Genomic DNA, 13,246 nt, shown 5'->3' with positions numbered 1-13,246 from the left:
AGATCCGGGTGATTTCCTTGTCGAAGGCGCGGCGGTTCCGAATCTGGGTCAACGGGTCCGTATCGGCCAGCCGCTTGTATTCCTCGAGCTTCGACTTGACGCTTTCGAGTTCGGCCGTCTTGTCGCTGAGCGTCGAAGCGATCTGCTTGCCGTGATCGATCGTCGAATTGGTGGCAACGGCCATGGCGTTGGCGATTTTTTGCAGAAGGTCCTGCGAGAGCAAGCTGCGGCCATTCAGGCCGTTCGATGTCTCGTCGAGGATCCTGCCGTATTTTTCGATGTGGCTGCGTTCGCTCCGCAAAAGCGCCGCGACCTCCTCGAGTTCCCGGGCGATGACGTCCCGCGCGTGCTCGACGATGCCGGGGCCGTGGTTCTGGGCAAAGAAGGCGCGTCCGATCTTATCCAATTCATCCTGCGTCGGCCGGCTGCTCAGCGACACGACGGCGAGACTGAGCTCGCGGTTGGTGCCGCTCAATGCCTCGTAGAAGATTTCGTAGTTGCGCGGCAGGCCGAGGACGCCAAGCTGGCGCATGGTCGCGACAACCGTGGCTGCGATGTCGGTGTTTCGTTCGGTCGTGGCTGCTGCCGGCTGCATGTCTGATCCACTCTTCCCCTCGGATCCCGACGCGGAATTTGCGGGTTCCATTGATCGCCGACCTGGGGAGCGCGACCCGATAGTCCAGAACATCTTGCGAAGAGACGCGTCCCCACCCGCCATCTTCGCTTGGCGTGACCATAGATGCGGTGGCGCTAAAGTTTCCTTAATCCGCACGACCTCCATGGGTTTTTCGCTACCTGTGGCTGTAGAAGCATAAATCTTGTACCACCACAGCGGGAAAGCGTCCGGTTTGAGGGCTTTGACTTCGAAATCCGCCTGTTGTGCCGATGGAATTTCGAATCTGTCACGCCAATCGATGTCGCATTTGCTTGCGCGCAACCACCGCAAAGCTGGAATCCTGGCAATGATGCTGGGCGAGGTTTCTCCAGGAGCGCCGAAATGAGTGACAGTCACCAGGGATCATGCCTGTGCGGAGCGGTCCGCTTCCGGACAAGGGGAGCATTGCGCGGCGTCGTCTACTGTCATTGCTCGCAATGCCGGAAGCAAAGCGGGCATTTCTATGCCGCGACCAATGTCGCCGACGCCGACATCGTGATCGAAGGCGCCGAAAGCATCACATGGTATGAAGCGTCCGCTTTCGCCGGGCGCGGCTTCTGCAAGACTTGCGGCTCCGTGCTGTTCTGGAAGCCAAGGGCTCAAGATTATATTTCGGTCATGGCGGGAGCGTTCGACAAGCCGACAAGTCTCAAGGGCGACTGTCATATCTTCGTTGGTGACAAGGGCGACTATTATTCGATCGACGACGGGTTGCCGCAGTTTGAAAAGTCGACGCCTTCGATAGCGGTCGCTGAATGAATTTTGGACAAGACGCCTTATTCCCTTGATCGGGCCGTTGCTTTATCTCGTGCCGGTAACTCGCAAAGAGGTTTGGGCATGCAGCGGCTGATCGACGCTTTTTTCAATTCGGTGCGGGCGTTTCGCAAGCTGGCCGCCAGCGAGAAGGCTTTCCAACAGGAACTGATGCTGCTGGTGCTCGCCTTGCCCGCTGCGTGGTTCGTTTCAGTCTCCTGGCGTGGTTATGCGCTTCTGGTCGGGGCGGTGCTGTTGCTGATCATGGTCGAGGTGCTGAACACCGGCATCGAGGCGGCCTGCGATGCCTTCAGCCGCGAGTTCAATGTCGACATCCAGCTGGCCAAGGATTGCGGTTCGCTGGCGGTGCTGATCTCGGTGGTCATCGTCGCCGGCGTCTGGGGCATCGCGCTCATCGAGCGGATCACCGGCCTTCCAATCTGACCTTCCGAGCGAGGCCGGCGGCATCACTGCTCCCGGCGACGTTCCCACTTGGCGATGTGGCGGGCGACAAGCCAGGCCAGCACGGCCACGGTGAGGCCAATGCCGAGCCCGATGAACAGCCGCTCGTGGCGCATCAGCGCCTGGCCGACGAAATGCTCGGCGCCCAGCCCGAAGACATAGCCGATCGTACTGAACAGCACCGCCCAGATCGTCGATGAGATGGCGTTGAGGATAACGAAGCGGGGTGCTGCTATGGTCGACAGGCCGGCCGCGATGCCACCAACCAGGCGCATGCCGTAGACATAGCGATTCGACAGCACGAAGATGTTGGGATGGGTGTTGAGCAGACGGTAGGCGCGGCGGAAGCCCGGCCGCCTGCGCAGCCTGACGACATGGCGGTTATCGGCAAAACTTCTGCCCAGGATGAAGAAGCAGGTGTCGCCGGCGAAGGCGCCGAGCGCTGCCGCGACAACAGCGTGCCACAGCACGAAAACATTCTGGTGGGCGAAGAAACCGCCGAGGATGGCGGCGCTTTCCCCTTCGGCGACGCAGCCGAGAAAGACGGCAAGCAGCCCATATTGTTCGATGAAAGGATGGATCGCTTCGGTCATGAGGCCGACTGCTGCCGCGCCAGCCTCTCGTCGATGCGCTTGACCGCTTCCGTCAGCCGCACGATCTCGTCGCGCATGCCGATGATCTGGCTGTGGCGCAGTTCATCGAGTTTCTCGTGCAGCGCCATGATCTCGATCTCGGCCTTCAGATTGACCTCATAATCATGGGCGGCGTCGATGCGGTCGCGTTCGGTCTGGCGGTTCTGCGCCATCATGATCACCGGCGCCTGCAAGGCGGCGACCATCGACAGCACCAGATTGAGGAAGATGAACGGGTAAGGGTCGAAGGCATCGCGCGTCAAAAGCCAGACATTGCCGACTGTCCAGACAACCAGGAAAGCGATGAAGCCCAGGATGAAGGACCAGGAGCCGCCGATGCGGGCGATCGTATCGGCGAGGCGGTCGCCAAAGGTCTGGTGGAAAGCGACGGCCTTGTTGGTGTCCCTGGAGATCGTGGTGCGCTCGAGCGTCGATTGCAGCACGCGGCTCTCCAACTGGCTGAGGCCGTCCGGCCGTCGCTTGAGCCAGCGGTTCGCTAGGTCGTCGATTGTCTTGTTCATGGCCGTCTCCGTCGTCAGTGGAGATAGACGTAGAGGCTGCCGCCTCTCGCGGGAAGTGTTACATTCAAGCCAACAGCGAGGGACCCATGGCCGATTTCCAGAAAATTCGCCTGCGCGCGGCAAAGCGCAAGGGCGGCGAAGCCGAGCTTGCAACGCTGCTTGGGCCAGTGCCCGACAATGCCGCGGTCGCCGATACCCCGGACGACCGCATTCTCTCGACCATGGCCGAGCGGATCTTTGCCGCCGGTTTCGTCTGGCGGGTCATCGAGCAGAAATGGCCCGGTTTCGAGGAGGCGTTTCTGCGCTTCGAGCCGAAGCGGCTGTTGTTCCAGCCTGACGATTTCTGGCACGATCTGGCTTCCGACCAGCGCATTGTGCGCAACCCGCAGAAAATCAAATCCGTGCGCGACAACGCTGCCTTCGTCGAACGCGTGTCGAAGGAGCATGGCGGCTTCGGCGAATTCCTCGCCAACTGGCCTGCCGACGACCAGGTCGGGCTGATGGCCTATCTCGGCAAGCATGGCAGCCGGCTGGGCGGCAATACGGGCCAGTATTTCCTGCGCTGGCTGGGCTGGGATGCCTTCGTCATCTCGGCCGACATGGCAGCAGCGCTTCGTGACGCCGGCCTCGACATCGCCGAAAGCCCGACCTCGAAGAGGGACCTCGACAAGATCCAGGCGCAGATCAATCAATGGGTGGCGGACACCAGCCTGCCGCGCCGGCACATTTCGCGCATCCTGGCGATGTCGATCGGCGAGAACCATTCTCCGCAGTCGCTGCGCGAATATATGGGCGACGACTGATCGACGGTCTCGACACGACTGACCACGTCAATCGCTCCGACACGATTGATGATATCGGTCGGTCGGACACGAATGACGTCTGTCATTCGGTCGGGTTTGGTCCAAGCCAACGCCATTGCGAGGCGAATTGTGCCGCGCTAAGTCAGCAGGCATGACCAAGAAGCCCGACCTACTGCGCATCGCGATCGCCCAGCTCAACCCGACCGTCGGCGATGTCGCCGGCAATCTCGCCAAGGCCCGCGAGGCGAGGGCGGATGCCGCGCGCCAGGGCGCCGATCTCGTGCTCTACACCGAGCTTTTCCTCGCCGGTTATCCTCCCGAGGACCTGGTGCTGAAGCCGGCCTTCCTGAAGGCCTGCGAAAAGGCGGCGCAGGAGTTTGCCGCCGATACATCGGATGGCGGCCCCGGCGTCATCATCGGCACGCCGCTGAAGCGCAAGAGCGGGACGCACAATTCGATCGTCGTCGCCGATGGTGGCAAGATCATCGCCGAACGCTACAAGCTCGACCTGCCGAATTATGGCGAGTTCGATGAGAAGCGCGTGTTCCAGGCAGGACCCGAGATCCAGGGACCTGTCAATTTCCGTGGCGTGCGCATCGGCATTCCGATTTGCGAGGACATCTGGGGCGATGTCGGCATCTGCGAATCGCTGGCGGAAAGCGGGGCAGAAATCCTGCTGGTGCCGAACGGCTCGCCTTACTATCGGGCCAAGATCGATGTCCGCCATCAGGTCGTCATCCGCCAGGTCATCGAATGCGGATTGCCCATTACCTATGCCAATCAGCTTGGCGGTCAGGATGAGCTGATCTTCGACGGCGCGTCGTTTGCCATCGGCGCCGACAAGACATTGGCTTTCCAGATGAGCCAGTTCGAGGAAGCGGTCGACGTCATCACATGGAAGCGCGGGGAGGACGGCTGGGTCTGCTCGGAAGGGCCAATGTCGAAGATCCCCGAGCGGGAGGAGGCCGACTATCGCGCCTGCATGCTGGGCCTGCGCGACTACGTCAACAAGAACGGCTTCAAGAATGTGGTGCTCGGCCTGTCCGGCGGCATCGATTCGGCGATCTGTGCCGCCCTTGCCGTCGACGCGCTCGGCGAGGAGCGGTTGCGCGCGGTGATGATGCCCTACCGCTACACCTCGAAGGATTCGCTCAAGGACGCCGAGGATTGCGCCCGCGCGCTCGGCTGCCGTTATGACATCGTGCCGATCTTCGAGCCGGTCGAAGGTTTCCTGCATGCGCTGACGCAGCTCTTCGAGGGCACCAAGGAGGGCATCACCGAGGAAAATTTGCAGAGCCGTGCGCGCGGCACCATTCTGATGGCGATTTCCAACAAATTCGGCTCGATGGTGGTCACGACAGGCAACAAGAGCGAGATGTCGGTCGGTTATGCCACGCTCTATGGCGATATGAATGGCGGCTTCAATCCGATCAAGGACCTCTACAAGATGCAGGTCTACGCGCTGTCGCGTTGGCGCAACAGCCATGTGCCGCCGGGCGCGCTCGGGCCATCGGGCGAGATCATCCCGAAGAACATCATCGACAAGGCACCGTCGGCGGAGTTGCGCGAGAACCAGACCGACCAGGATTCACTGCCGCCCTATCCGGTGCTGGACGACATCCTCGAATGCCTGGTCGAGAATGAGATGGGCGTCGACGACATAGTCGCGCGCGGCCATGACCGGGCGACGGTGACGCGCATCGAACACCTGCTTTACATCGCCGAATACAAGCGCCGGCAGGCGGCACCGGGGGTGAAGATCACCCGTAAGAATTTCGGCCGCGATCGCCGCTATCCCATCACCAACCGTTTCAGGGATCGTGGGTAACGCGCAGTTCGTCCAATGGGCGAAAATACGCGATGCCGCGAGGCGAGACAGCCATGCTGGACTGTGAGATCAGCTTCGACCTTGCGCGAATCGACTTCCGTGCGACCTCCAACCTGCTGATGGCGAGCTATTGGGGGGCTGGACGCAGCGACGAGTTTCATCGCCGGGCCTTCGCCAATTCGTTCTGCGCCGCCGCCTACATCGACGGAAAGCAGGTCGGTTTCGGCAGGGCGATCACCGACCGCACGGTGTTCGCCTATCTCGCCGACATCATCGTCTGGCCCGAGAATCGCGGGCAGGGCATTGGCCAGCGGCTGGTGCAGGCACTCATCGATCATCCCGAGCTCGGCACCGTCTCGCACTGGAGCCTGTCGACCGGTGATGCGCATGGGGTCTACGAAAAGCTGGGCTTCAAGGCATCGACCGATGGCCGATACATGCGCTTGGACCGCACGCCTCAGTGACCGCAACGCGGCGAAAGCTCCCGCCGCCGTTGTTGCAAAATAATCGCATTGGTTGCACCGGATACGCTTTTTGGCAAGGCCCGTCTTGGCGTTGCATCAGAGCGTCTCTATAAGGACCACTCCGCGATTCATTTGCGGGAGGTCCGAATGGCAGTATTTAAAATGGTAATGCGAGGCCGCGAAGCCTAGGCCTCATCTGGCGCCGCGCGAAGGTCCGTCCTTCGCATCGGAGCCAAATTGAGCACAGGCTTATGCCGATGCCGGTCGCCGCCCGACTACGGGCGTGACGCCAAAATATGCCATTCCGCTTCTGGGCAATCATTCGCCCCTTGCGCGGCTTCTTCAATTTTCGACCTTACTGGGATCGGGCTCGTTTGCGCCCGAATGACATCATGGCTCGTTTCAAGATCGATTTGCGCGCGAGCGCCTTTCGCAGCGTTCTTGGTTTCACACTTACCCATTGGCGGCGCCAGCCCTGGCGGCTTTCGCTGATCATGGGTGGTTTCCTGCTGTCGACGCTGGCCGACGTCCTGACGCCGCTCTATTCTGGCCGCCTGGTCGACGCCGTCGCCAGCAGCGCCGGCGCGGACGCCATTGCCTGGAACGCCGCCATGACGGCGTTTTCGATATTGATGGCGCTTGCCTTGACGGGCGTCGTGCTGCGCAACCTGGCGTTCATGGGCATCGTCGAACTGACGCTGAAGATGATGGCCGACATTGCCGCCGATGCCTTCCATCGCGTCCAGCGCTTTTCCACCGACTGGCACGCCAACAGCTTTGCCGGCTCGACCGTGCGCAAGGTGACGCGCGGCATGTGGGCGCTCGACCTGCTCAACGACACCATCCTGATCGCGCTCTTGCCATCGGTCGTCATGCTCGTCGGCTCGACGCTGCTGCTTGGCTGGTTCTGGCCGCTGATGGGTGTGGTCGTTGCTGCCGGCTCGGTGCTGTTCATCATGGTGACGGCGATGCTGTCGCTTGGCTTTGTCGCGCCGGCGGCCAGGCTCGCCAACACCTGGGACACGCGCCTTGGCGGTTCGCTTGCCGACGCTGTCAGCTGCAACGCCGTGGTCAAGGGCTTTGGCGCCGAGGAGCGCGAAGAGCGCCGCCTTGCAAGGGTTGTCGCCAAATGGCGGGCGCGCACGCGGCGCACCTGGGTGCGCGGCACCGTCAACGGCACCACGCAAGGGGCGTTGCTGCTGGTCATGCGCGCCGCGGTGATCGGCCTGTCGCTGCTGCTGTGGTCGTGGGGGCAGGCGAGCGCCGGCGACGTCGCCTTCGTGCTGACCTCGTTCTTCGTGCTGCAGGGCTATCTCAGGGATATCGGCACGCATATCCGCAATTTGCAGCGTTCGATCAACGACATGGAGGAACTGGTCGATTTCCAGTCCGAACCGCTCGGCATCGAGGACCGGCCCGGCGCCAGGCCGATCCGGATCACGCAAGGGTCGATCAGCTTCGACAAGGTCACTTTTCACTACGGCAATCACCGGTCGCCGCTCTATCGCGACTTTTCGGTCGATATCGCGCCGGGTGAACGCGTCGGGCTCGTCGGTCACTCCGGTTCGGGCAAGACGACATTCGTCAAGCTGATCCAGAGGCTCTATGACGTCAATGCGGGCAAGATCCTGATCGACGGCCAGGACATCTCGCAGGTGGCGCAGGCGTCGCTGCGCGGGCAGATCGCGATCGTCCAGCAGGAGCCGATCCTGTTCCATCGCTCGCTGGCCGAAAACATCGCCTATGCCAGGCCAAACGCGACGCAGGAGGAGATCGAGCATGCCGCGAAGCTGGCCAGCGCGCATGACTTCATCACCAGCCTGCCAAAGGGTTATGGCACGCTGGTCGGCGAGCGCGGCGTGAAATTGTCGGGCGGCGAGCGGCAGCGCGTGGCCATCGCGCGCGCCTTCCTGGCCGATGCGCGCATCCTGATCCTGGACGAGGCGACGTCGAGCCTCGATTCGGAATCGGAGGTGCTTATCCAGCAGGCGATGGAGCGGCTGATGGTCGGCCGCACCACGCTGGTCATCGCGCACCGGCTGTCGACGGTGCGAGCGCTCGACAGGCTGCTGGTCTTCGATCGCGGCAACGTCGTCGAGGAAGGCTCGCATGACGAACTGATCCGGCTGAAGGGTGGCATCTACCGCCGCCTGTTCGAGCGTCAGGCGCTCGAACTCACCAAGGGACTGGTCATCTGACCTGAGATGGCCTCCGCCATCGGCCGGAGGCCATCTCCATCAGGCGCTGTCAGACAGAGTGACCTGCGCGGCATACTTTTTTATAATGCCGGGGTACAACACGCTATTTCTACCACTGGTTGCGGGTTGTTTACGCAAAAGCAACCCAGGGATCGTAAGCCCGTGCCCTGGGATCAAACTGGTCAGCGCAGGATTTCGGCTTCACTATGCATCTTGCTTCCGAAGATACCGGTGCGGAAAAAGTAGCTGCGCCGCCGGTGCTGGCAATTCACCATGGCTCGGTTCGGCCACTCGCCGCCGAAGATCTCGAGCGGGTCGCCGCACTCTTCCTGACGAAGTTTCGCCGTCGGCGACGTCACCTCCTCGATCGCGCCATCGCTGAGACGGCCGAGTATATGAGAAAGATCTATCTCGACCCTGCCGGCCAGCCAGGCGCGAGCAACGCTCTTGTCCAGATCAACCCGCAGGGAGATCTGGGTGGCTTCCTCGGTGTCCTGAAGGCCCGCTACGAGCTCAACGGCGCGACATTGAATGCCGCGATCATCGGTCCGCTCATGGCTGACACCGGCACCGATCACGGTTCGGCCGGGCCGCAATTGCTGCGTGCCGTGCATCAAGGCGAATTCGATTTGCACCTGACCGATTCGGCCAACCGGGTATCCCTGGCCTTCGCGCGCCCGATGAAATACCAGTTGCTGCCGACGCATTGTCTGGGATGGACCCGCATTTTCCGCCCGGCCGCGGTGGCATCGGCCGTGGCGCGCGGTAAATGGCCGGGCCTGCCGCGCTTCGTGCTCGATCCCTGCGCCCGAGCATTCGATGCTTTTACGAGAAAAAGGTTCGAGCCGCCTGTCCAGCATTCCTCGTCACACCGGATCCATCGCGAACCGATGGATGCCGCGCTATTTGCGGAGCGGCTGCCGACCCTTGTCTCAGATTACTCGCTGCGGCCGCGCTGGCAGGATGGCGAGCTGCCACGGCTGCTGGCGCTGGCGGCCGAGAAACGGGCCGACGGCCCCCTTCATTTTGCTGGGACCTACGACGAAGCCGGTAAAATGCTCGGTTGCTACGCTTTCTACGGTCAGGCCGGCGGCATCGCGAACCTGCTGCAACTCCAGTCCTCTGGACCTCACTGGGGTGCGACGCTGGATGGCGTGATGGAGGACGCGTGGAATATGGGCTGCGCCGGCATCATCGGGCAGACGCAGAGCAGGTTCATGCCGCAACTCTTCAGCTACAAGAATGTCTTCTTCCGCTATGCCGGGGGGACGATGGTGCGCTCGCGCATCCCCGAGGTCGCGCAAGCGGTCCGCTCCGGCGACATCTTTATCGGTGGGTTGATGGGCGACCGCTGGACCCGCCTCAGTTCCGACGACTTCGGCCGCTGATCGCTTTCAACCAGCTGTTCTGATCGGATAAGGGCCATGCGCCGCGCATGGCCTCAGTCTTTTCATCGCCCGCATCATGTTCTATGTGTGCCGACCAGCGCGGGGGCGCATCTTGTCAATCACAAAGGCATCCGGTACGCCCCGCTCATGACAGTTACCGTTCGTTTCGCCCCGTCACCGACCGGCCGCATCCATATCGGCAATGCGCGCACCGCTCTGTTCAACTGGCTGTTTGCCCTGAACAACAAGGGCCGCTTCATCCAGCGCTTCGACGACACCGACATTGGCCGTTCGAAGCAGGAATTCGCCGACGCCATCCTCTACGACCTGCATTGGCTGGGCATCTTCCCCGATGCCACCGAATATCAGTCGCGGCGCTTCGAGGTCTATGACGCGGCGGTCGAGCGGCTGAAGGCGGCGGGCGTTCTCTACGCCTGCTATGAAACGCCGGAAGAACTCGACCTGAGGCGCAAGGTGCGCCGCACGCGGGGCCTGCCGCCGGTCTATGGCCGCGAGGCCCTGGCGCTGACACAGGAGCAGGTGGCCGAATACCAGGCCGACGGGCGCCGGCCGCACTGGCGCTTCCTGCTGCCCAATTTCACCAGCGATCCGCTGCAGCCCGAACGCACGGAGGTTCATTGGAACGATCTGGTGCGTGGCGAGGAAACGGTCGATCTCGCTTCGCTCTCGGATCCAGTGCTGGTGCGCGAGGACGGCACCTATCTCTACACTTTGCCATCGGTCGTCGACGACATCGAGATGGGTGTCAGCCACGTCATCCGCGGCGACGACCATGTCACCAACACCGGCGTGCAGATTGCCCTGTTCAAGGCTCTGGACGCCGAGCCGCCTGTCTTCGGCCACCACAATCTCTTGACCACCGTCTCGGGCGAAGGGCTGTCTAAGCGCAGCGGCGCACTCTCCATCGAAAGCCTGCGCGAGGATGGCATCGAGCCGATGGCCGTCGCGTCGCTCGCCGTTCTGGTCGGCACCTCAGAGAATGTCGCGGCCGCGCATGACCTCGCCGATCTCGCCGGCCACTTCGATCCGGCCGCGACCTCGAAATCATCGGCCAAGTTCGATCCGGACGACCTGTTCGTCCTCAACCGCGTGCTGATGCACCACATGCCGTTCGACGAGGCGCGCGACAGGCTGATGGTGCTTGGCATCTCCGGCGAACAGGCAGAGCCGTTCTGGCTGGCGGTACGCGGCAATCTCGACCGGCTTGCCGATGCGGTGGGCTGGTGGCGTATCCTGCGCGAGGGGCCGCAGGACAGACCGGAGTTCTCCGACGACGATCGTGACTTCCTCGGACAGGCCTTCGAAGTCCTGCCCGAAGAGCCCTGGAACGGAGCGGTCTGGAAGGACTGGACCGGCAAGATCAGGGAAGCGACAGGGCGCAAGGGCAAGGGGCTGTTCATGCCGCTGAGGCTTGCCCTTACTGGACTGCCTTCGGGGCCGGAGCTTGCAGATTTATTGCCGCTGATGGGTCGGGAAGGAACGTTGGCCCGACGACCCTGACCTTGCGCTGCTCCGGCGGCAAGGCGGATACCGGCGACGTCACCGGCTTGGCGGAAAGCCGCTTGATGGCGTCGCGGTCGAGCCCACCGTCCCCGTTGGCCAGGGTTTCCGGGTCGGCCCCCGGATCGGGCTTGGAGGCCGGCATGGGAACCAACGGTGCCGCTTCCGTTTCCGGCAGCGACTGTTGCGGGGCCGGCGGGTTGCCGCCAATGATCTGGAAGTTCTGCGCGGCATTGCAGCCGCAGGCCGGCGGCCGCGACATGTTGGACTGCATGTAGAGATAGGCGGTCGGCAGCTCGCTGTAGGGCCTTCCGGTGACCGATGAGGTCATCGAGGCCGAATCGTCGTCCATGCCGCGCGAATAGAAGACCTGTATCTCCGTGCCGGGGCAGCTGGATTCGCAATTCTTCTGGTCTCGCTCGAAATCGCCGACCGAGGCGGCATTCGACATCGGGAAGAAATAGCCGTCGCAGGTGCGCACGCAGGTGGTGTGGAACTCGCCGCCGGTGCCCGGAGCGTCTGGAACGCCGGGCAGGTTCAGGACGCGGCCGACATTGCGTTCCTCACCGGGATCGTCCGGCTGGTCAGGCGTGTCGCTCGGCTGGTCGTCGCCGCCGAAAAGCTGGTCGAACAGGTTGGTGTTGCCGTCTTCCTCGCGGTCGGCTTCCTGCAGCGGCGCGCGGCGCGGCGCAACCGTGTCGTCGCGGCAGCCATTGGCGTCGAGTGCGGCCAGGATGCGGCCACGGTCGCGACGCGAGCCGCCGCCACCGGCGAGTTGGGCACGCTTGGCCTGGAGACCGTCGAGATTGGCGTTCATGCGGTCGATGGTGGCGTTGAGCCCGGCGCATCGATTGATGTTGCGGGAAAACAGCGAAAACCCGCAACCGGCATTGTCCGCCTGGCTGCGGGCCTTGGAGATCTGTTCGCGCTGCCGGTCGATCGCGGCATCGTATTTGCGGATCATTGCCGGACCACCGCCGCCGCCACGCGAAGCCGCGGCAAGATCGGCCTCCAATTGACGGCAGACCCGCGAGGCGGCCTGTGGCTCGGCGATGGTGGCGCCTGACAGCAGGAGGCCAAGCAGCATGGCAGCATGCGCCCGCTTCAACCCTCCGCTTGTCATCCGCCTCAATCCCGCTGGCCTGTGCCCGCCAAACTACCCCGTTGCCGGTTAATCGTCTATTTCGGATGCGGTCCGCTACCTGCCCTCGATCGCGGCAGCGGGCGGGTTCAATCAGCCGGAAAGCGACGGGGCGCGGCAGATCTCTCCACCGACTGTCAGAACTTGTAATTCATACCGATCTTGACCGCGTTGAACGTGTTGTCGAACGTGGTGTTGGAGTTCGGGGCATAGTCGATGGTCTGGTCCCTCAGATCGACATATTGATATTCGAACTTCGCCGACCAATGGTCCGTGATCGCTTGCTCCAGTCCGGCGCCGATGGTCCAGCCAACCTTGGTGTTCTTCTCGGAAAAGCTATCGAGGGGACCGTCGAGATACCGGTTTTCGACGTTTCCAAACGCCAGGCCACCGGTGCCGTAGATCAGGCTACGATCGAGCGCGTAGCCCGCCCTGGCGCGCAGCGTTCCAAACCAGTCCACCTTGGTGTCGTAAACATCGCCCAAGCCGGAGGTGATCTCGTCGGAGTGCCCCTTGATGTCGGCTCCGGAAACATCGGCCTCGACGCCAAGAACCGCGGAGTTGATCTGATAGTTGTAGCCGATCTGCACGCCGCCCAGGAAACCATCGGTATCGTAATCCTGCGAACCCCGGATCGTTGGGGTGTTCGGCAAATTGTACGTCGCGTCAGTCCGTCCAAAACCGTAGCCAATCTGACCGCCGACATAGACCCCGGACCAGTCATGGACCGTCGCGGGCTCGACACTGATGGCGTCCGCGGCCAGAGCTTGTCCGCCGATCAGCGACAGCAATGCGGATGCGAGCAACAAGCCTTTCATGACGTCCTCGCCGTCAGATCAGATGCGCAACCATATCAGGTCGGTCTTCCCCGCGAAATCCG

At 62.5% G+C, this 13,246-nt stretch carries 12 protein-coding genes and 1 pseudogene; 8 read left to right on the top strand and 5 right to left on the bottom strand.

Going from position 1 to position 13,246, the window contains the following annotated elements:
* Nucleotides 1-781, bottom strand: a pseudogene (locus FJV80_RS35045) (GGDEF domain-containing protein); the annotation flags it as partial.
* A 216-nt stretch (nt 782-997) separates the two neighbouring features.
* On the opposite strand from FJV80_RS35045, the gene FJV80_RS15790 reads away from it, so the two are divergent.
* On the top strand, nt 998-1,414 hold the full coding sequence (locus FJV80_RS15790) for a GFA family protein (RefSeq protein ID WP_142876858.1): 417 nt from the start codon (nt 998-1,000) through the stop codon (nt 1,412-1,414).
* 78 nt (nt 1,415-1,492) lie between these two features.
* Entirely contained in the window at nt 1,493-1,852 is a 360-nt protein-coding gene (locus tag FJV80_RS15785) for a diacylglycerol kinase (RefSeq protein ID WP_095793690.1), read from the top strand.
* Between the two features lie 23 nt (nt 1,853-1,875).
* Here FJV80_RS15785 and FJV80_RS15780 read toward each other — a convergent pair whose 3' ends face one another.
* Nucleotides 1,876-2,463, bottom strand: a complete 588-nt coding sequence (locus tag FJV80_RS15780; RefSeq protein ID WP_095793691.1) for a DedA family protein — start codon at nt 2,461-2,463, stop codon at nt 1,876-1,878.
* Nucleotides 2,460-3,023 (bottom strand): DUF1003 domain-containing protein, encoded by a 564-nt coding sequence (locus FJV80_RS15775; RefSeq protein ID WP_095775339.1) that lies wholly within the window; start codon nt 3,021-3,023, stop codon nt 2,460-2,462. Before FJV80_RS15775 ends, FJV80_RS15780 begins: the two co-directional genes overlap by 4 nt.
* A gap of 86 nt (nt 3,024-3,109) precedes the next feature.
* Here FJV80_RS15775 and FJV80_RS15770 point away from each other — a divergent pair, with 86 nt between their 5' ends.
* The 6 genes from FJV80_RS15770 to FJV80_RS15745 all read left to right on the top strand — a co-directional run bounded on the left by FJV80_RS15770 (nt 3,110) and on the right by FJV80_RS15745 (nt 11,225).
* Nucleotides 3,110-3,826 (top strand): DNA-3-methyladenine glycosylase I, encoded by a 717-nt coding sequence (locus FJV80_RS15770; protein ID WP_095775340.1) that lies wholly within the window; start codon nt 3,110-3,112, stop codon nt 3,824-3,826.
* A 151-nt stretch (nt 3,827-3,977) separates the two neighbouring features.
* Entirely contained in the window at nt 3,978-5,654 is a 1,677-nt protein-coding gene (locus FJV80_RS15765) for an NAD+ synthase (protein WP_095775341.1), read from the top strand.
* 53 nt (nt 5,655-5,707) lie between these two features.
* The gene (locus FJV80_RS15760; RefSeq protein ID WP_095793742.1) at nt 5,708-6,118 is read left to right on the top strand and encodes a GNAT family N-acetyltransferase; all 411 of its coding nucleotides are present in this window, start codon (nt 5,708-5,710) and stop codon (nt 6,116-6,118) included.
* Nucleotides 6,119-6,510: 392 nt separating this feature from the next.
* Nucleotides 6,511-8,316 carry an ABC transporter ATP-binding protein gene (locus FJV80_RS15755; RefSeq protein WP_142876857.1) on the top strand — a complete coding sequence of 602 codons (1,806 nt, stop codon included), beginning with the start codon at nt 6,511-6,513 and terminating at the stop codon, nt 8,314-8,316.
* Nucleotides 8,317-8,522: 206 nt separating this feature from the next.
* Nucleotides 8,523-9,704, top strand: coding sequence for a hypothetical protein (locus tag FJV80_RS15750; protein WP_095789674.1), 1,182 nt, complete (start codon nt 8,523-8,525; stop codon nt 9,702-9,704).
* Nucleotides 9,705-9,851: 147 nt separating this feature from the next.
* The gene (locus tag FJV80_RS15745) at nt 9,852-11,225 is read left to right on the top strand and encodes a glutamate--tRNA ligase (RefSeq protein WP_142876856.1); all 1,374 of its coding nucleotides are present in this window, start codon (nt 9,852-9,854) and stop codon (nt 11,223-11,225) included.
* Here the strand turns inward: FJV80_RS15745 and FJV80_RS15740 are convergent.
* Both FJV80_RS15740 and FJV80_RS15735 read right to left on the bottom strand, forming a co-directional pair.
* Nucleotides 11,143-12,348, bottom strand: a complete 1,206-nt coding sequence (locus FJV80_RS15740; RefSeq protein WP_142876855.1) for a DUF2865 domain-containing protein — start codon at nt 12,346-12,348, stop codon at nt 11,143-11,145. The two genes, FJV80_RS15745 and FJV80_RS15740, sit on opposite strands and share 83 nt — an antisense overlap.
* 155 nt (nt 12,349-12,503) lie before the next feature.
* Nucleotides 12,504-13,184 carry an outer membrane protein gene (locus tag FJV80_RS15735; RefSeq protein WP_142876854.1) on the bottom strand — a complete coding sequence of 227 codons (681 nt, stop codon included), beginning with the start codon at nt 13,182-13,184 and terminating at the stop codon, nt 12,504-12,506.
* Nucleotides 13,185-13,246 lie beyond the last annotated feature (62 nt).

The sequence above is a fragment of the Mesorhizobium sp. WSM4310 genome, from assembly GCF_007003935.1.
In the GTDB taxonomy this organism is placed as follows: domain Bacteria; phylum Pseudomonadota; class Alphaproteobacteria; order Rhizobiales; family Rhizobiaceae; genus Mesorhizobium.
The sequence above is the reverse complement of the archived record's forward strand: the minus strand, read 5'-3'. Positions and strand labels throughout refer to the sequence as shown.

Coding starts and splice junctions, on each gene's coding strand:
- FJV80_RS15790 (WP_142876858.1), top strand. CDS start 998: ATGAGTGACAGTCACCAGGGATCATGCCTGTGCGGAGCGGTCCGCTTC.
- FJV80_RS15785 (WP_095793690.1), top strand. CDS start 1,493: ATGCAGCGGCTGATCGACGCTTTTTTCAATTCGGTGCGGGCGTTTCGC.
- FJV80_RS15780 (WP_095793691.1), bottom strand. CDS start 2,463: ATGACCGAAGCGATCCATCCTTTCATCGAACAATATGGGCTGCTTGCC.
- FJV80_RS15775 (WP_095775339.1), bottom strand. CDS start 3,023: ATGAACAAGACAATCGACGACCTAGCGAACCGCTGGCTCAAGCGACGG.
- FJV80_RS15770 (WP_095775340.1), top strand. CDS start 3,110: ATGGCCGATTTCCAGAAAATTCGCCTGCGCGCGGCAAAGCGCAAGGGC.
- FJV80_RS15765 (WP_095775341.1), top strand. CDS start 3,978: ATGACCAAGAAGCCCGACCTACTGCGCATCGCGATCGCCCAGCTCAAC.
- FJV80_RS15760 (WP_095793742.1), top strand. CDS start 5,708: ATGCTGGACTGTGAGATCAGCTTCGACCTTGCGCGAATCGACTTCCGT.
- FJV80_RS15755 (WP_142876857.1), top strand. CDS start 6,511: ATGGCTCGTTTCAAGATCGATTTGCGCGCGAGCGCCTTTCGCAGCGTT.
- FJV80_RS15750 (WP_095789674.1), top strand. CDS start 8,523: ATGCATCTTGCTTCCGAAGATACCGGTGCGGAAAAAGTAGCTGCGCCG.
- FJV80_RS15745 (WP_142876856.1), top strand. CDS start 9,852: ATGACAGTTACCGTTCGTTTCGCCCCGTCACCGACCGGCCGCATCCAT.
- FJV80_RS15740 (WP_142876855.1), bottom strand. CDS start 12,348: ATGACAAGCGGAGGGTTGAAGCGGGCGCATGCTGCCATGCTGCTTGGC.
- FJV80_RS15735 (WP_142876854.1), bottom strand. CDS start 13,184: ATGAAAGGCTTGTTGCTCGCATCCGCATTGCTGTCGCTGATCGGCGGA.